The 16320-nt window shown below is 56.1% G+C and carries 17 protein-coding genes and 1 tRNA gene; 5 read left to right on the forward strand and 13 right to left on the reverse strand.

The window, feature by feature from the left end; genetic code table 11:
- Positions 1 to 4 precede the first annotated feature (4 nt).
- From thiB to BC777_RS11130, 3 genes are read left to right on the forward strand one after another with little or no spacing between them, the layout of a single operon-like run.
- Complete coding sequence (gene thiB / locus BC777_RS11120) at positions 5 to 994, forward strand: thiamine ABC transporter substrate binding subunit (protein WP_100368266.1); 990 nt, start codon at positions 5 to 7, stop codon at positions 992 to 994.
- On the forward strand, positions 970 to 2499 hold the full coding sequence (locus tag BC777_RS11125) for an ABC transporter permease family protein (RefSeq protein ID WP_100368267.1): 1530 nt from the start codon (positions 970 to 972) through the stop codon (positions 2497 to 2499). The genes thiB and BC777_RS11125 overlap by 25 nt, the downstream gene beginning before the upstream one ends.
- Positions 2486 to 3178: a thiamine ABC transporter ATP-binding protein gene (locus tag BC777_RS11130; protein WP_100368268.1), complete on the forward strand. Its 693-nt coding sequence runs from the start codon at positions 2486 to 2488 to the stop codon at positions 3176 to 3178. Before BC777_RS11125 ends, BC777_RS11130 begins: the two co-directional genes overlap by 14 nt.
- A 131-nt stretch (positions 3179 to 3309) precedes the next feature.
- Here the strand turns inward: BC777_RS11130 and BC777_RS11135 are convergent, their stop codons facing one another.
- Genes BC777_RS11135 through petA form a run of 3 tightly spaced genes read right to left on the reverse strand, consistent with a single transcriptional unit; the run spans position 3310 to position 6103 of the window.
- The gene (locus tag BC777_RS11135; protein ID WP_100368269.1) at positions 3310 to 4167 is read right to left on the reverse strand and encodes a cytochrome c1; all 858 of its coding nucleotides are present in this window, start codon (positions 4165 to 4167) and stop codon (positions 3310 to 3312) included.
- 16 nt (positions 4168 to 4183) lie between these two features.
- Entirely contained in the window at positions 4184 to 5533 is a 1350-nt protein-coding gene (locus BC777_RS11140; RefSeq protein ID WP_100368270.1) for a cytochrome b, read from the reverse strand.
- 12 nt (positions 5534 to 5545) lie between these two features.
- Positions 5546 to 6103: a ubiquinol-cytochrome c reductase iron-sulfur subunit gene (petA, locus tag BC777_RS11145; RefSeq protein ID WP_100368821.1), complete on the reverse strand. Its 558-nt coding sequence runs from the start codon at positions 6101 to 6103 to the stop codon at positions 5546 to 5548.
- A gap of 414 nt (positions 6104 to 6517) precedes the next feature.
- Between petA and BC777_RS11150 the strand changes: the two genes are divergently transcribed.
- Entirely contained in the window at positions 6518 to 7168 is a 651-nt protein-coding gene (locus BC777_RS11150; protein ID WP_100368271.1) for an outer membrane protein, read from the forward strand.
- A gap of 5 nt (positions 7169 to 7173) precedes the next feature.
- Here BC777_RS11150 and BC777_RS11155 read toward each other — a convergent pair whose 3' ends face one another.
- Genes BC777_RS11155 through dapF form a run of 4 tightly spaced genes read right to left on the reverse strand, consistent with a single transcriptional unit; the run spans position 7174 to position 10549 of the window.
- Positions 7174 to 7776, reverse strand: coding sequence for a glutathione S-transferase (locus BC777_RS11155; protein WP_100368272.1), 603 nt, complete (start codon positions 7774 to 7776; stop codon positions 7174 to 7176).
- Between the two features lie 22 nt (positions 7777 to 7798).
- Positions 7799 to 8431, reverse strand: coding sequence for a glutathione S-transferase (locus tag BC777_RS11160; RefSeq protein ID WP_100368273.1), 633 nt, complete (start codon positions 8429 to 8431; stop codon positions 7799 to 7801).
- 43 nt (positions 8432 to 8474) lie between these two features.
- Positions 8475 to 9734, reverse strand: a complete 1260-nt coding sequence (gene mtaB, locus BC777_RS11165; protein ID WP_100368274.1) for a tRNA (N(6)-L-threonylcarbamoyladenosine(37)-C(2))-methylthiotransferase MtaB — start codon at positions 9732 to 9734, stop codon at positions 8475 to 8477.
- The gene (gene dapF / locus BC777_RS11170; RefSeq protein ID WP_100368822.1) at positions 9731 to 10549 is read right to left on the reverse strand and encodes a diaminopimelate epimerase; all 819 of its coding nucleotides are present in this window, start codon (positions 10547 to 10549) and stop codon (positions 9731 to 9733) included. Before dapF ends, mtaB begins: the two co-directional genes overlap by 4 nt.
- A gap of 95 nt (positions 10550 to 10644) precedes the next feature.
- On the opposite strand from dapF, the gene BC777_RS11175 reads away from it, so the two are divergent.
- A tRNA-Lys gene (locus tag BC777_RS11175) sits at positions 10645 to 10720 on the forward strand.
- Between the two features lie 54 nt (positions 10721 to 10774).
- Here BC777_RS11175 and BC777_RS11180 read toward each other — a convergent pair.
- From BC777_RS11180 to BC777_RS11215, 6 genes are all read right to left on the reverse strand, one after another.
- Entirely contained in the window at positions 10775 to 11431 is a 657-nt protein-coding gene (locus BC777_RS11180; RefSeq protein ID WP_100368275.1) for a helix-turn-helix domain-containing protein, read from the reverse strand.
- 12 nt (positions 11432 to 11443) lie between these two features.
- Positions 11444 to 11725, reverse strand: coding sequence for a hypothetical protein (locus tag BC777_RS11185; protein WP_100368276.1), 282 nt, complete (start codon positions 11723 to 11725; stop codon positions 11444 to 11446).
- Between the two features lie 885 nt (positions 11726 to 12610).
- Entirely contained in the window at positions 12611 to 13276 is a 666-nt protein-coding gene (locus BC777_RS11200; RefSeq protein WP_100368278.1) for a hypothetical protein, read from the reverse strand.
- A gap of 469 nt (positions 13277 to 13745) precedes the next feature.
- Entirely contained in the window at positions 13746 to 13937 is a 192-nt protein-coding gene (locus BC777_RS11205; RefSeq protein ID WP_100368279.1) for a hypothetical protein, read from the reverse strand.
- Between the two features lie 48 nt (positions 13938 to 13985).
- Positions 13986 to 15107, reverse strand: a complete 1122-nt coding sequence (locus BC777_RS11210; RefSeq protein ID WP_100368280.1) for an alanine/ornithine racemase family PLP-dependent enzyme — start codon at positions 15105 to 15107, stop codon at positions 13986 to 13988.
- Positions 15104 to 16294 carry an N-acetyltransferase DgcN family protein gene (locus tag BC777_RS11215; protein WP_100368281.1) on the reverse strand — a complete coding sequence of 397 codons (1191 nt, stop codon included), beginning with the start codon at positions 16292 to 16294 and terminating at the stop codon, positions 15104 to 15106. Before BC777_RS11215 ends, BC777_RS11210 begins: the two co-directional genes overlap by 4 nt.
- Positions 16295 to 16320: the final 26 nt, after the last annotated feature.

Genomic DNA, 16320 nt, shown 5'->3' on the forward strand with positions numbered 1-16320 from the left:
TACGATGAAACCAACCACCTATCTGCCAGCTGTCGCGGGACTTGCCCTTTGTGCTACCGGCGCAATGGCCGAGACCCCGGTGCTGCAAGTCATGACCTACGACAGTTTTGTCAGCGAATGGGGCCCCGGTCCTGCGGTTGAAGCGGCGTTTGAGGCCGAATGCGCTTGCGATCTACAATTCGTGGGTACGGGCGACGGCGCGGCCCTGCTCGCACGTTTGCAATTGGAAGGGCCCCGCACTGATGCCGATATCGTGCTGGGTCTGGATACGAACCTGACAGCGGCAGCCCGTGAAACGGGACTGTTTGCGCCGCATGGTGTTGAGGCTGATCTGGATTTGCCAATTGCATGGACGGATGCAGAGTTTCTGCCGTTTGACTGGGGTTACTTCGCCTTTGTTGGCAACGCGGGTGCTGAGGCTCCGGCTTCTTTGCAGGCCTTGGCCGACAGCGACACCAAGATCGTGATCCAGGACCCGCGCTCATCTACGCCCGGTCTGGGCCTTTTGATGTGGGTGAAGACGGCCTACGGCGATGAAGCCCCTGCACTCTGGGCGGATCTGTCTGACAACATTGTCACGGTGACATCCGGCTGGTCCGAGGCCTACGGTATGTTCCTTGAAGGCGAAGCGGATGCGGTGCTGTCCTACACGACATCGCCTGCCTATCACCTGATCGCCGAAGAGGACGACAGCAAAGTGGCATGGGCCTTTGACGAAGGCCATTACATGCAGGTCGAAGTCGCCGGTAAAGTCGCCGGCACCGATCAGCCCGCGCTTGCCGATCAGTTCCTTGCCTTCATGGTATCCGAAGGATTCCAAAGCGTGATTCCGACGACAAATTGGATGTATCCTGCGGTGACACCTGCTGGCGGTTTGCCCGATGGGTTTGAAACGCTGATTACACCTGACACGTCATTGCTTTTGTCGCCACAGGATGCATCCGCAATGCGTGATGCGGCGCTGGATGAATGGCGCACAGCGCTGTCCCAGTAACGGCGCGCTGGCCTGACGCCGCTTCGGCGGTGTTGGTGCTTGTGTTGACCCTTGGCACGCTGGGCGCAGTCGCCTGGCGTGCGGAATGGGACGCGGGCCTCGCCTCTGCGGACTGGGCCGCGATCCGCTTCACGGTTTTGCAAGCGCTGCTGTCTGCATTGCTGAGCGTCTTGTTGGCGATCCCGGTCGCGCGTGCACTTGCGCGGCGCAGATTTTGGGGCAGGCAGTTGCTAATCACCTTGTTGGGCGCGCCGTTCCTGCTGCCGGTGATCGTTGCAGTGCTGGGCCTTTTGGCCATTTTTGGACGTGCTGGCCTTCTGAACGATGTCTTGGCGTCGCTTGGCATCGCGCCTATTTCGATTTTCGGTCTCCATGGCGTCGTTCTGGCCCATGTATTCTTTAATATGCCGCTGGCTGTGCGTTTCATCCTTCAAGGCTGGCTGTCGATCCCGGCTGAGCGGTTTCGGTTGGCTGCCTCGCTGAACGCACCTATCTGGCGCTTGCTTGAATGGCCAATGTTGCGGGCTGTGGTGCCAAGCACATTCCTCGTCATTTTCCTGCTTTGTCTGACCAGTTTTGCTGTCGCGCTGACGATGGGCGGCGGCCCCCGTGCGACAACGGTAGAGTTGGCGATTTATCAGGCGGTTCGCTTCGATTTTGACTTGGGGCGCGCAGCCTTGCTGGCTTGTATTCAGTTCGTGCTTTGTGTGCTGGGTGCCGCTTTGGCATGGCGGGTGACAGGGAATGACCCGGTGGGAACGGGATTGGATCGTGTTGTGCAGCGGTGGGATTTGGCGCGTCCAGCTGTCGACTATTGCGTGATTGTCCTGGCGGCGATTTTTCTTTTGCTGCCCTTGGCAATGATCGTGCTGCGCGGGCTGCCTGAGGTCTTGAATATGCCCGTCATGGTCTGGGCGGCCGCCCTGAGGTCGGTGTTTGTGGCTCTTGGGTCAGCAGCGCTTTGCATATGCATGGCGCTTGCTCTTGCGTTACGGGGCGGTTTGATGGTGTCAGTTGTGGGCGTCATGCCGCTCGCGGCCTCTGGTCTTGTGGTCGGTACGGGGGCGTTTCTGTTGGTTTTCCCGTTCATTCGCCCGGCGGATGTTGCCTTGCTTGTCACGATACTGGTGAACGCGACCTTGGCGCTGCCATTTGCCTTGCGGTCATTGGCGCCTGCTGTTGCCCAGATAAAGCAGGACTATGGGCGTTTGGCATTGTCACTTGGCATTGCGAAAACGTCATGGGTGCGTCTGGTTATCCTGCCCCGCATACGCCGCCCATTGGGATTTTCGGCCGGGCTGGCCGCAGCCCTGTCGATGGGCGATCTTGGGGTCATTGCCCTATTCGCCGGCCAGTCCGAAGAGACGCTCCCGCTGGCGATGTACCGGTTGATGGGAGCTTACAGGATGGGGTCGGCGGCAGGTGCGGCGCTGTTGCTGGTTGCTTTGAGTTTCGCGCTCTTTTGGATATGTGATCGCTGGGGGCGCACAGATGCTGATATGTGAGAAACTGGTACTGCAGCAGGGGTCCTTTTCGTTAAGCGCCGATGTCGCGTTTGCGGCGGGCAAGGCAGTTGCGCTGATCGGTCCATCTGGTGCAGGTAAATCTACATTGCTGGCGGCCATTGCCGGGTTTCTTGCGCCTGCGTCGGGACGGTTGCAGTGGGACGACGTTGATCTGACAGATATGGCTCCGGGGGAACGCCCTGTCAGTATGCTGTTTCAGGACAACAACCTTTTTCCGCATTTGACGGCTGCACAGAATGTCGGGCTGGGGTTGCGGCCTGATTTGCGCCTGAATGCTGATGACAGGGCCGTGGCGGCGATCGCATTAACCGATGTTGGATTGGCAGGCTTTGATGATCGTAAGCCACGCGATTTGTCTGGTGGGCAGCAAAGCCGCGTGGCCTTGGCGCGCGTGTTGGTGGCTGACCGACCTGTTGTGTTACTGGACGAACCCTTTGCAGCACTTGGGCCTGCCATGAAGGATGAAATGTTGGATTTGGTGAAGGCCAAGCTGATTGCGGCAGGCAAGACGGTGATCATGGTAACCCATGACCCAGCTGATGCGCAGCGCATGGCCGGAATGGCGGCTTTGGTTGCCGCTGGAGAGGTCAGCGCACCCGTTGCGACAGATGTGTTGTTCGACAACCCACCCCCGGCGCTCAAGGCATATCTGGGGTAGTGATCATTATTCTCAGAGCAGCGTTCGTGAATGGCTAAACGGTCGATTGAACCGTTTTAGCCATTCACCCTTACGTAAAACAAAGGCCCACCAGTTTGGCGGGCCTTTGTTTTTAATCAGGTCAGTCTGACCTAATCTTTGTTCTTATGCGGTGCCCACAAACGCTTGTTTGTCAGGTACAACAGAACCGACAACACTGTCAGGAACAGCACACCGGTCAAGCCAGCTTCTTTGCGTGCAACCAGTTTTGGTTCGGCAGTCCACATCAGGAATGCGGCAACGTCTTGTGCGACGTCTTCCAGCTCAGCTGAGTGGCCGTCAGCATATTCCACATCGTCGCCCCAAAGTGGCTGTGACATAGCGATCCAGGACCCCGGCACCATGTGCTTGCCGTCTTCGTCGATGCAGCTTTCAGGAAAACCACCAGCAGCGAAGGCTGCGTTATAGAAACCGTCCATCGGTTCGCCTTCCAGCGCGCACTCGGGCTCTTCGTGGTAGCCGGTCATGAGTGATGCGATGTATTCCGCTCCACCCATGCCGTTCACGAACTGGCTGATGCCTGTGCCATAGGGTCCGTGGAACCCAGCGCGTGCCTTCGCCATTAGGCTAAGATCAGGTGCGTTGGACAGGCTGGAGCTGGGGAAGAAATCCGCAGGTGTTGCGGTGCGGAAGTCACCTTCGCCATCGAACAAAGTCTCGTCAAAGACCTCGTAAAACTCAGCATAGGCTCGCATCTGGTCTTCCGGCAGCGCGGGGCCGCCTTCGTCAGACAGGTTGCGGAAGTTGACAATTTCCAGACCGTGACAAGCCGCACAGATTTCAGTGTAGACTTGAAGGCCACGTTGTAGCTGCATTTGGTCATAGCTGCCAAACGGCCCCTCAAACGGGAACGCGTAGTCAATGATTTCGACTTCGACTTCAGCGGCTGTTGCCTGCCCTACAGTAAGCGCAAGCGCTGCGACAGCGGTGAGTGTGAATTTACGGAACATCAGTCTTGGTCCTCTCTCACTCGGCCGGGCTGGCGACAGGCTTGGCGCCGTCAGCTTTTGGCGCGTAGTGCGCGTTAAAGTCGTCTTCGATAGTTGCTGGTGGTGTGTCTGGCTTTTCTATCACACCAAGCAATGGCAAGATGACAAGGAAGTAGGCAAACCAATAGGTCGATCCAATCAAAGCGATGTAGGGGTAGATCCCTTCCGCTGGACGCGCGCCAACCCACATTAGCAGCATAAAGTTGGCAGCAAAAACCCAGAACCACCATTTGAACATGGGGCGGTAACGGCCCGAGCGCACGGTTGAGGTATCCAACCAAGGCGCTAGCGCCATTACCACGATGGCACCAAACATTGCGATAACCCCAAAGAATTTCGCGTCGATGATACCAAAGGTGATCCAGTTCACCGCAATCACCAGCCAAACCTCTTGGTCAAAGGCACGCAGGATCGCGTAGAAAGGCAGGAAGTACCATTCAGGCACAATGTGCGATGGCGTCACCAATGGGTTTGCCGGGATGTAGTTATCCGGGTGGCCAAGGTAGTTTGGCATAAAGCCGACAACTGCCACAAAGACCGCCAGAATAATGGCCAGCGCGAACAGGTCTTTGATCACGAAGTATGGCCAGAACGGCAGTGTATCTTTGGCTGCGTCTTCTTTCGATGTGCGGCGTACTTCAACACCAGTTGGGTTGTTGTTGCCGGTGGTGTGGAACGCCCAGACGTGCACGATTGTCAGACCCAGCAGGATGAAGGGCAACAGATAGTGCAACGAGAAGAAGCGGTTTAGCGCAGGCTGCGCAATAGACCCGTTTGGCGTACCCAGCAGCCAGATTTGCACGCTTTCACCGATGAACGGGATCGCGCCAAAGAGGCCGGTAATAACAGCGGTACCGTGGAAAGACATCTGACCCCATGGCAACACGTAACCCATAAAGGCCGTACCCATCATCAGGACGTACATCAGCATACCAACGATCCATGTCACCTCGCGTGGTGATTTGTATGAACCGTAGTAAAGCGACCGGAAGATGTGCGCATAAACGGCCACGAAGAACAGTGATGCACCATTCATGTGGAAGTAGCGGATCATGTGGCCACCGTTCACGTTGCGCATGATATGCTCAACCGAGTTAAACGCCATATCGACGTGCGGCACATAGTGCATCACCAGAACGATGCCTGTGATGATTTGCAGCACGAGTGTGAAAACAAGAACGATACCCCAGATCCACATCCAGTTCAGGTTCTTGGGGGTGGGTAGCATCAAGGTATCGTACATCAGGCCGACAATTGGCAAGCGCGAGTGCAGCCACTTTTCGCCTTTTGAATTTGGTTCGTAATGGTCGTGGGGGATACCAGCCATAGCGTTCTCTCCTTAACCGAGTTGAATTGTTGTTTCGTCCACAAAGGACGCAATAGGAACAGGCAGGTTGCGTGGCGCTGGGCCGCGCCGAATCCGGCCAGATGTATCGTAGTGTGAACCGTGGCATGGGCAGAACCAGCCGTGGAAATCACCGGCGTCGCCCAAGGGCACACAGCCAAGGTGCGTACAGACGCCCATTTGAACAAGCCAAACGCCATCTTCTGTCAGCGCGCGGTTTTCATCTGTCGCTGGTGCTTCGCCAAGGTTGTCATTGTTTGCGTCTGCGTCGGGCAGTTCACTTAGATCAACAGCGCGCGCTTCGGCGATTTCTTCTTCGGTCCGGGCCCGGATAAAGACCGGTTTACCTTGCCACAGCACTGTAATCTGCGTGCCAGGGTCAACTGCGCTGACATCAACGCGGATCGACGCGAGTGCTAGAACATCCGCCGAAGGGTTCATCTGGTTTACCAGGGGCCAGACAGCCGCACCCGTTACCACAACACCCGCACCGGCGGTTGCATAGTAAAGAAAGTCGCGGCGTGTGCCCTGATGATCATCTGCATGTGACACGGGATGCATCTCCGATTCTTTTGATGGGCGTGTTTGCCCCACGAGGAAATAGACCGACGCAAAGATCAGTCAATTTTGGCGCTGTTTAACTATCAATCTCTTCAACGTCCAGCGGACAATCCGGCGCAGGCTGACATATGGTATGTGTAAAAGGCCAAAGCTGAACAGATGATTAAGCTATACCAGAGAATCGAACACGGCGTACCCGCCCTGCGCGGTCATGATCTGGATTGCGTGTCTGCAAATTTGGCATTTGCCACCCTATCAAGTGGACTTTTTCGTTAAATGGTCGATATTTGTGTCGCGTGCGCCACATTCGCGCTGGCGTGACCAATTAGTGATTAATGTTTTGTTGTCAGCTTTGGTCTACGAGTTTACTTTAGTTAATTGTCACTCAACTCGGACTTTCTAACCATGAATCGCGCTTTGGCATTCTTCGTCGGCCTGATGATCGCTCCTGCATTTGCGATGGCGGATGTGGAATTGAGCTTTTATGGCGGTGTGCAATCGGCTCCGTCCTCTGACATTTCGATTCGCGATCCTGAAATCGGTGACGATGATTTTTCGCAGGATTGGGAAGGGCGGTCGTTCGAGGCGCCGCCATACTACGGTATCCGTGCTACGCATTGGCGATCGCCGACTTTTGGCTTTGGTTTGGATTTCGCGCACAACAAGGTTTACCCCACCGATGGGTCATTGCCGCCCGACTATGAGGTGTTGGAATTCACGGATGGGCTGAACACATTGACGATCAATGCCTATCGTCGATGGAATGCGGTGGTAGGTGACGTGTCGCCTTATGTCGGCGGTGGAATCGGCGTTGCGCTTCCTCATGTCGAAGTGACCAATACTAATGCGACGGATGAAACCTTTGGCTATCAACTGACTGGCCCTGCGGCGACATGGATTGCTGGTGCGTCAATGCCAATTAATGATCGGTTGTCAGTTTTCGGCGAATACAAGGGTACATTTTCGTCCAATACCGCCGATTTGGAAAGCGGCGGCACATTGGAAGCCGATATCGTAACCAACGCGCTGAATTTTGGCGTCAGCTTTAACTTTTAGACGATCTACGCTGGCTTTGTGGTGACCATGCTGTCCCTGGCAGTGAATTCTGCGTGCCATTGTGCCAGCGTTTCATTCCCGTTGCGCCAGCCACGCCCATCGTGCCGTAAATCAACGTAGGATAATGCGCTGGCCACGGCAATTTGTCCGATATTCAATGGTCCTGAAAGATGGCTCATCCAGCGGCTGTTGACTGCGGCGATACCGCGTGCGGCCTTTGCCCATTGCGCCTCAACCCAATCAGCTGATTGTTGTTCGGCGGGGCGCAGCCGTGCTTCGTAGGACATGGCGACAGTGGCATCCATGATCGCATCTGCAGTCGCTTCCAGCGTCAGGATGTCCCAAATGCGGCTTTGGGGATAAAGGTTTGCACCTGCCAGATCGTCGAGGAACCGTGTGATGACGCGGCTATCGTAAATGCCGGGGCCATCGGGCCGGATTAACGCGGGGATTTTGCCCATGGGATTTGCGGCGACAACCTCAGGTGCAGTCTCCATAGGGGTCGTGGCGACCGTCACCTCTTCCACCCGGTCCATCAGTTTTGCTTCGCGGATCAGCACGCGCACTTTGCGTACGAAGGGTGAGGCGGGCGAGATGAGCAGTCGCATAGGTGCGGTCCTTTGTCTGACGTCAGGGAAACAAGACCTGATCCCGGCCTTCTTGCCAAGGTGGATATTTCGCCATGATTCCGCGAAACCTGTCCGAGGTAAGGAAATCATCAAGCCAGCTGGTCAGCGGAGCGAGCCCTTGGGCATCAAACCACGCCCGATCCGTATTGGCGAACTGGCGCACGAACGGCAGGATCGCCATATCCGCCAAAGTGCGTTTTGGCCCCATCAGGAACGGCGTGTCCTTCAGCCGGGCGTTCAGGTCAGTCAAGAACAGCATCGTCTTTGCACGCTCTTCGGCCTCGTCCCGGTCGGGAAATCGGACCGCGTATTTAGTGTGATCGAGCGCGCTCTTGAATGGCCCGTCGCAGATATCGATCAGCGTGTGGCCTTCCTTCGGCATATCCAACCAGCCTTCGGGGTCGTTTCGCCGCAAAGCCCACATCATCACATCGCGGCTTTCTTCAATGATGATGTCGTTGTCTTGCACAACCGGCACCGTGCCTTTGGGAGAGGCGGCGAGGAAAGCTGAGGGTTTGTCTTTGAGCAGGATTTCTTGCAGTTGCACCCGCTGCCCGCTCGACTGGATCGCCAGCCGTGCGCGCATAGCGTAGGGGCAGCGCCTGAATGACCAAAGGATCGGGATTGGTTGCACGGTCTGGATGCCTCCGGCGGGAATAGTGAGGGCCAAAAGAAGTTTAGGCGGTCAGTTGCTGGCCTGCAAACCCGGTGATCTGTGCTTGTACGATCTGACTTTCGGATTGATCGGTGTCGAACAGCACTTCGGTAAATTGCTCTGTCCGTCCCATGCGGGCGTTTTCCATCAAAATGTGATGGGTTTTGCCTGTCTGGGCCTTCAAGTGCTGATCGACTTGGTTTGCGCCGACAGCACGCAAAGCAGCGGCGCGTTCCTTGATCAGCTTCCCGTTCACCTGCGGCATCCGGGCGGCAGGTGTGCCAGGACGGGGGGAGTAGGGGAAGACGTGCAGCCACGTCAGATCACACTCCTGAACAAGGGCAAGCGAGTTGGCAAACATAGTGTCTGTTTCTGTCGGGAAACCGGCGATGATATCAGCGCCATAGGTCATATCCGGGCGTAGTTTACGCGCCTCTTTGCAAAAGGCGATGGCATCATCGCGCAGGTGGCGGCGTTTCATCCGCTTGAGGATCATGTCATCGCCATGCTGCAGTGACAGGTGCAAATGCGGCATCAAGCGCGGCTCGGTCGCGATGGCGCACAGCAGGTTTTCATCCACTTCGATGCTATCAATCGAACTGATCCGAAGCCGCGGCAGGTCGGGCACCAGTTTAAGAATCCGCATCACCAGATCGCCCAGTTTCGGGGTTGCTGGCAGGTCAGCGCCCCAACTGGTCAGGTCGACACCGGTGAGTACCACTTCGTTATAGCCCGTATCCACCAGTCGCTTGATCTGATCCACGACAACACCCGCAGGCACGGAGCGCGAATTGCCGCGCCCATAAGGGATGATACAGAAAGTACAGCGATGATCGCAGCCGTTTTGGACCTGCACATAAGCCCTGCTACGGGTGCCGAACCCATCAATCAGATGGCCCGCCGTTTCCGTCACTGACATGATATCATCGACTTGCACAGGTTCGGTCTGTCCGATCAGATCGGGTGCCATACTTGCCCAGGTCGCTGGGTTCATTTTTTCGGTATTGCCAAGGACGACGTCAACCTCGTCCATATTCGCGAAAGTGTCGGGTTCGGTCTGCGCCGCGCATCCTGTGACAATCAGTTTCGCATCCGGGTGATCACGGCGCAGCTTGCGGATATCCTGCCGCGCCTTGCGGACCGCCTCGGATGTCACGGCGCAGGTGTTCACGACAATTGCGTTGTCCACACCAGCGGCGGTGGCGAGGTCCTTCATCGCCTCTGTCTCATAGGCGTTCAGGCGACACCCATGATTGGAAAAGAGCGGTGCGGTTTTGGTCATGGCAGCCGCCACTGCCCGTCAAAGACATGGGCGGTCGGCCCGGTCATCCAGACGCCATCATCACGCCAGCTGACCTGTAATGTGCCACCGTCAAGGTCGATGGTCACATCGCGGCCGGTGATCCCACGCCTTGCTGCGGCCACCGCCGTTGCGCAAGAGGAAGAGCCAGAGGCCAGTGTAATTCCCACACCGCGTTCCCAGACGCGCATGCGCAGATGATCAGGCCCGATCAGACTGGCAAATTGAACATTGGTGCGTTCGGGATAAAGCGGATGATGCTCCAGCGCAGCGCCTTTTGCCGCAAGATCAATCGCTTCGGCATCATCAACAAAGAACGTGCAATGCGGATTACCCATCCCAGTCGCGGTTGGCGCACCATCGATAGGCAATTCAAGCGTGTCTATCGCCTGCGCAAGCGGCACTTCCTGCCAATCCAGCTGCGGTTGGCCCATATTGACAGAAGTGAGACCGTTCCCCGCATCCACAGCTTGCAAAACGCCTCGCGCGGTCTGCAACGTCAAGGCCGTCTTTCCCGTCTGATCCATCACGTGCCGCGCAATGCAGCGTGTCGCATTCCCGCATGCCCCAGCCTGAGACCCATCACTGTTCCAAAAGACCAAGCGCACATCTGCGTCAGGTGTCTCTGACAACACCGCCAACTGATCAAACCCGACCCCGCGATGCCGGTCTGCAATGGCGATAGCGATAGCCTTATCGACGCGCGGGTTGATTCCCCGCTCGTCCACGACGACAAAGTCGTTTCCCAGCCCATGCATCTTCATGAATGGTAAATATGATGAGTCGCTGATGGTCATGGCGGCGATATAGGCCAAGGCAGACAAGTTATCCAGCGCTGGGCGGCATTTGGGGCTTGACCACACCCGCCCGCCTTTCTAAGTAGCGCGCTAGTGGGCCGTTAGCTCAGTTGGTAGAGCAACTGACTTTTAATCAGTAGGTCGATGGTTCGAACCCATCACGGCTCACCATTTTATGAATATAAAACAATATCTTAGGTCGTTTCAACCTTATGGCTGAAATGTTCAGGCCGAACATAGACCTGGCGACTCGATTTCGCTCTTTTTGAAGAACAGTTGGCCGTTGACCTTGAGTGGTTCAGGGAGTCGCCCCTTCGAACGCCTCGCGTAAAAGGCGTCCATGGTCAGTCCCAGCGCCTCAGCGGCCTCGGCGGACGTATAGTGGTCTTGGCGTGACGGCAGTGCTTCTCTTTTACGTTCAGGGGTCTCGCGCCGCTTTCGGGGGCGCCTTGAAGGAAGTACGTACCCCTCGAATTGATGGTTGTCGCTAGCGATCTGCACGCAGTACCAACGTAGCGAGGCGATAGACGTATTGGCGTCGGGGAACCTGGCCACGACCAGTTCTAGGATCTTGGGGTAAGGGATGCCCACCGACCGCGCCTTCGGATGCAGCGCCGAGACCTCAGAGCCGTCGGCCGCATGTTCGTAGTAGTCCACGGTGCACAGCAGCGCGCAGGCATAGGCCTTGAGGCTGCCAGAGGTGTCATCCGGGTACGTCGGTGCAGGCGGCTTGATGCGATGAACGCCGGGGATGGCCATGATCCTGTCCACGAGCTTTGCAGGCTTCGCCCGCCAGGCTTTCAGAGGATCGTCTGGTCGCAGCGCGTTATGCAACTCAAGCAGCTCGAGGACCGTGAGCTCACATAGTTCTTCGTAAGTCATGCTGTCGCTCCGTCATCGATAATGGATGTCCGCCGCCGGATAGGGCAGATCGGTGTCTCGCAGGACATCGTTGATCATGGCCTTCGCGACACGCATCGCACCATTCGCCATTCCTGGACCAGATTTGGGCGTCACCCTTTCATGCAGGCCACGAACCTGCTCCCTTGTCAGCCTATCTAGAGGAAGATACGCGAGGTCCTTCAGGGGACCCTCGACCATTGATCGGTAGAAATGGACGGTCTTCGCAGCAAGATGCGGCCGCGTTTCAATGTAGCGTTCGAGCGCCTCGGCCATGGACATCACCTTAGGCTCAGCCTTGCGTCTAGGGTCTTCGCCGCGACCAAGACGCAGCTTCAGCTCCAAAGCCTGACGACGTGCCTAAATGACGGTCAGGGCGTCGCTCCTACCTAAGGTCATCGTGATCCCTCGGTTCGTCCCATCGTTGATTGACGCAACGAGCTTCCAGCTTGCGGACTTGGCTCCCACAACCAACCGGAGACCTGGCACCTCGCTGTCCATGATCAACGTTCCTGGCGCCTCGTCCTGCACGCATCTTTGCGCGATAGGTTGTGTTATCTTCAGCTTGATCGATGGCATCACTCTCTCCTTATCAGACCAAACACCAGACCTGACGATGCCGATGGCTATCGGTAGTTAGTCAGGTGTCGTTGAGAGTGATTATTGAGCCGTTTCAAGGGGTTCGTATGCCCTGAAATAGCGGATGAGGCCGAGATGATAGCCACTAATTGCTACAGTCAAGCTACTTTTAATCAGTAGGTCGATGGTTCGAACCCATTACGGCTCACCATTTTATCTTTTTATTGTGATCAGTCAGACCTTTTGGACTCTGGCGTCAAGGTTTTGTCCTTTTCAGTCACAGTTTTTGTCCTTTGGGCAGATTTTAGCGTTCTAGAGGCCCAAGAGCAAACCCTCATCAGTTACGGATGGTCGAAGAGTGTATGACTGGGCGGACTGCGGACATTCGAAGGTATCATCGCAACCGACTCTACCGAGAGCCAAGCCGCATCTAACTGTTGAGAAAAATTAACAGAAGAACATTATGCGAAATGGCAGTAATCATGACCCATGTTTTTACATAATTGCCTATTGGTTAAAGGTGACCCAATCATTGAGTCTCATTCAAGAATATTGATCTGCTCAGCGGAAAGAAAATTGGCATCAATCAATTCTGTTCGCGCAGCTTCTGCATCCTGAGAAAAAATAAAATTCGCAGGTTTTCCTCGGCCCTAGAAAAACAAACATAACCCCGAGCCGCGCAATAGCAGCCTGCCGTGCGTCTGAGCGTAATTCTTCAGGGATCGTTGCTTGCTCAGTGGCGAGGTCACTGTGGTCGTTGGCATCAAAGGCTTCTTGATAAAGTCGGATTGCTTCGCGATGCACGCCGAGTACCAGATCACGGGTCTTTTGCGCATCGTCCAACAATTGTTGCACCGCTGCCCCACGGGTAGCATCTGGTAGAAGCGCCAGTTCTTCTTCAAAAAGATCTGCTTTGACAGCCGCCCGCGCCGAAGTCCGCGCGACGTCGTTCGTATTCCGCGCGCCGCGTAAGGCATCCCGTTTTGCAAGCACTGCGATGCGCGCAGCGGGGAGCAGATCCTCAGCGCTTTGATCTTTGAACCATTCAGCAAGTTCTACTTCAGCTTCGGCGATCGCATCATCGGCCGGCTTAAGCGCCTTAGTTTGCGCTGCATGACGCCCTTCTGAATCGGTCCGACGGTTGGTTGCACGCTCTGACATTGTGAGTCGAATGCGCGCCCGTTCGATAATTGCCAAGAAGGTGGTTTCTGGATGATCCCCTTCTCCTTCCAATGCTTTGATCCGCATCGCGCTATCGCGCTTTCGAGCGCTTCAATGCGCGCAACCAGTTTATCGTGCTCTAGCTGCAACTGCCCCAAATTTCGCAACGCTGGTAAGGCAGCGATGATGTCGGTGGCGGTGCGTCCAGCCAGAGGGAGAGTATTTGTCAAAGTCTCTAGGGTTTGATCTGCGGCTTCCTTTTCCGACGTCGCCTGTGCCGCTTTGGTTTCGAGTTCAGTGATCGTCTCTTGCGCGCGGGCCCAGCGTTGCCAACTCTGTCGCAAGCTGTCTTGAAGCGTTAACGCAGCATGAACGCGGGATGGTAGATCGCTGTCGGCACAATCGATTCCGACTGCTTTCGCTGCTGCAGCCATCTTGGCCTGAGCGGCCATGGGTAATTCCTTCAGGTGTGTCTGGTCGCTCCGGCAGATTGAAAGCTGCGGACGAAACGTGGGTTGTCGCGCTGCGGCCGCCTTGGTTGAACCTGTCCTATGCCCTAGCGCGACGGCTTTATCGGAGTGTTGGATTCTCGTTCAAGGCGCGCGTTACGGAGACGGTCTTTCTTGGCTTGTCGCTGCTCGGCCTCTTCTTCGACCATCTTTCGAACGATGCGGGTTGTCTTGTCCATCGGTGTTTCCACCTTGGGACCTTGCGCTTTGAACACGCTTGTTTTTGTTAGCTTTGCCAAGTTGTAGTCTCCTCATTATTTTGTCGGTGTGCGTCGGAACAAGATCGTTCAAACCGATGCCAGGTGTTTGCTTGGACCATCGACATCGTGTGCGTTTGGCGGGCCTCGGTCATGGCGCAGATTTGTCTGAATGTCCGGGGCGGCCATGGCGCGCATCACAGCACTATAGTTCATGTTAAACCGCATTTCCGATCCGACACGGAGCGTTGGATTTTTTGTGCCAATGACCAGATGATCGCTTGTTGCGCCAATAAGTGTGGTGCCAGCAGGCATTGAAAGTCCTGCTGCGTCCGTGTCTTGATGCCCGATGGCAAGAATGATCCGCGTGATTTTTGAAATGTCAGGAACAAGTCGAATTTTTGCCAAGGTGTGATCGGAGTTGCCCACAAGCGGGTGCACAGACTTGGCATCTGTTTCGATCACTTCGGCGACAAGCGTAAAGGCGTCCCGATACATGCCACCAATCTGATCCCCTGTGACTGGATCGACGCCAAGCAGTATTGCTTCACCAATGCGCAGATCGTTGATCCGGCCTGTGGCGCACGCGCCGAACGCCCAAGGCAGGTTTGCAGAATTGCCGCCAGATACGGTCTCAATGAATGGGCCACACTGCCCTTCGATATCATTCGCAAGCGCAGACAATACCTGCATCTTTGCAGCCGTCGGGGCGATCCCGCTGAGACATGCGAAGTTGGCCCCAATGCCTTTCAGTGCCACACCGGGCATATCAACAACACGCCGTGCCACGTCGCCAAGGTCCTGTGGCATGATCCCTTCACGCCGATCACCCATTTCGACCATCAGAACAATGTCGTGAACGGTTTTTTGCCGGAGTGCAGCAGCGGCGAGCGCTGAGATCACAGATATCTCTGTGTTGTAGCTCGCGTCACAGACTTCCACGACGTCATCAGCTTGGCTCAGCATTGGTGTTCTGATCAAGGTGATCGGACTCGTCGTTCCAGCCTGGCGTAACCGTTTCACATTGCTCAAGCGCGCCTCAGCCAGGCCCGCGGCGCCGCCGTCGAGCATCGCGCGCGCGATGGCCGGGTGCCCACACGCGGCTTTGGTCACTGCAGTCACACAGATTCCACGTATCTTCAAACTGTCGACAATAGTCCGCGTGTTGTGGCGTATCTTGCGCAGATCAACTTCAAGGCGCGGGCTGCTCATATCGCGACCATGGGCGTTCCTTGCTGCAGGCCAGGATAAGCAGCAACAACCATGGCCAGCAAGTGTGCCGCTGGTCGACTAAGCGCGTCAGTCACCGGCAGACCGAGTTTCTCAGTCTGCCCAGAAATCGTGTTTGCGATCTTGGCTTCGGACATGCCTTCGTGATTGAGTGTGACGCCGATGACCTTTGTATCAGAAAAGGCCTCGATCAAAGCAATCTCACTTGCCGGGGTGGGCATCGGCATGTTGGGAAAGTCGCAGCGATGGGCACGTTTTGGGGCGTGCTGAAGGATAACAGCGTCCGGTTGGCTGCCGCGCAGGATAAAGGCCGATGTACAGAACGCCGGATGGCTCAACGCGCCCTGGCCCTCGATCAAAATGACATCAGGTTGCTCGGCCTTTGAGGCCGCGACAATCGCACCCTCAAGTTCGCCGCAGCAGAACTGGGGCGGAACGGCATCCATCGCCACACCATATTTTGCGCCCTGCATAAGACCCGTCTGGCCTGTGCCCACCAGCACGGTCTTGATGCCCTTCGCGTTCAGCGCACGAGCCAGAACCGTCGCAGTGGTCCGTTTTCCTATGGCGCAATCGGTCCCAAGAACAGCGATACGCAGCGCGGCGACTTTTGCGACGCTGCCGTCGAACAAGCGCATGTCTTTGCTAAGTTTGGGTTTGCGGATATCGCGGATGGAGACGCGTCGTTCTGATGCGGCTTGCGCAATTTCGGTATCATCGCTCAGATATTCATGCAGGCCACTGACGATGTTCATGCCGCGCGTGATCGCATCTAGCACGACGCCACGATCAGCTGTAGAAAGCCGTCCCGTTGATGGGGCCATTCCATAGATGAAGGTATCAGGTATGGAGGTCGCGTGGGCGACTGCGGCATCGAGGTCTTTATGAATTGGTATGGTGTTGATCACGTCATCAAGAACCTGCCCGCTGTTCGCGCCGCTGTGCGCGCTGTCGATGACTGAGACGATCCTGTAGGCCTCTGAATGACGCACAAGACCGTTGGCCGTCTTGCCATCAATTTTTGCAAAGTTACCTTCGCAATAGACAACTGCTGTCGGGATCTGAGCGAGCGAATATGATCGTGTCGGTGCGCCACCGATCATGGGAGGCGCTTGAGCGCCCCTGACGGGACGGCGAACGGTATCTATCGTCTGGGTTTCGGTTTTCATCTTGTCTTCCTTTTGATGGTGAGACT

The organism is Yoonia maricola (genome assembly GCF_002797915.1).
Taxonomy (GTDB): Bacteria; Pseudomonadota; Alphaproteobacteria; order Rhodobacterales; family Rhodobacteraceae; genus Yoonia; species Yoonia maricola.

Bases quoted from the DNA above. Each gene is read 5' to 3' on its own strand.
- thiB (WP_100368266.1), top strand. From the start codon at position 5: ATGAAACCAACCACCTATCTGCCAGCTGTCGCGGGACTTGCCCTTTGT.
- BC777_RS11125 (WP_100368267.1), top strand. From the start codon at position 970: ATGGCGCACAGCGCTGTCCCAGTAACGGCGCGCTGGCCTGACGCCGCT.
- BC777_RS11130 (WP_100368268.1), top strand. From the start codon at position 2,486: ATGCTGATATGTGAGAAACTGGTACTGCAGCAGGGGTCCTTTTCGTTA.
- BC777_RS11135 (WP_100368269.1), bottom strand. From the start codon at position 4,167: ATGTTCCGTAAATTCACACTCACCGCTGTCGCAGCGCTTGCGCTTACT.
- BC777_RS11140 (WP_100368270.1), bottom strand. From the start codon at position 5,533: ATGGCTGGTATCCCCCACGACCATTACGAACCAAATTCAAAAGGCGAA.
- BC777_RS11150 (WP_100368271.1), top strand. From the start codon at position 6,518: ATGAATCGCGCTTTGGCATTCTTCGTCGGCCTGATGATCGCTCCTGCA.
- BC777_RS11155 (WP_100368272.1), bottom strand. From the start codon at position 7,776: ATGCGACTGCTCATCTCGCCCGCCTCACCCTTCGTACGCAAAGTGCGC.
- mtaB (WP_100368274.1), bottom strand. From the start codon at position 9,734: ATGACCAAAACCGCACCGCTCTTTTCCAATCATGGGTGTCGCCTGAAC.
- dapF (WP_100368822.1), bottom strand. From the start codon at position 10,549: ATGACCATCAGCGACTCATCATATTTACCATTCATGAAGATGCATGGG.
- BC777_RS11180 (WP_100368275.1), bottom strand. From the start codon at position 11,431: ATGACTTACGAAGAACTATGTGAGCTCACGGTCCTCGAGCTGCTTGAG.
- BC777_RS11185 (WP_100368276.1), bottom strand. From the start codon at position 11,725: ATGGCCGAGGCGCTCGAACGCTACATTGAAACGCGGCCGCATCTTGCT.
- BC777_RS11200 (WP_100368278.1), bottom strand. From the start codon at position 13,276: ATGCGGATCAAAGCATTGGAAGGAGAAGGGGATCATCCAGAAACCACC.
- BC777_RS11210 (WP_100368280.1), bottom strand. From the start codon at position 15,107: ATGAGCAGCCCGCGCCTTGAAGTTGATCTGCGCAAGATACGCCACAAC.
- BC777_RS11215 (WP_100368281.1), bottom strand. From the start codon at position 16,294: ATGAAAACCGAAACCCAGACGATAGATACCGTTCGCCGTCCCGTCAGG.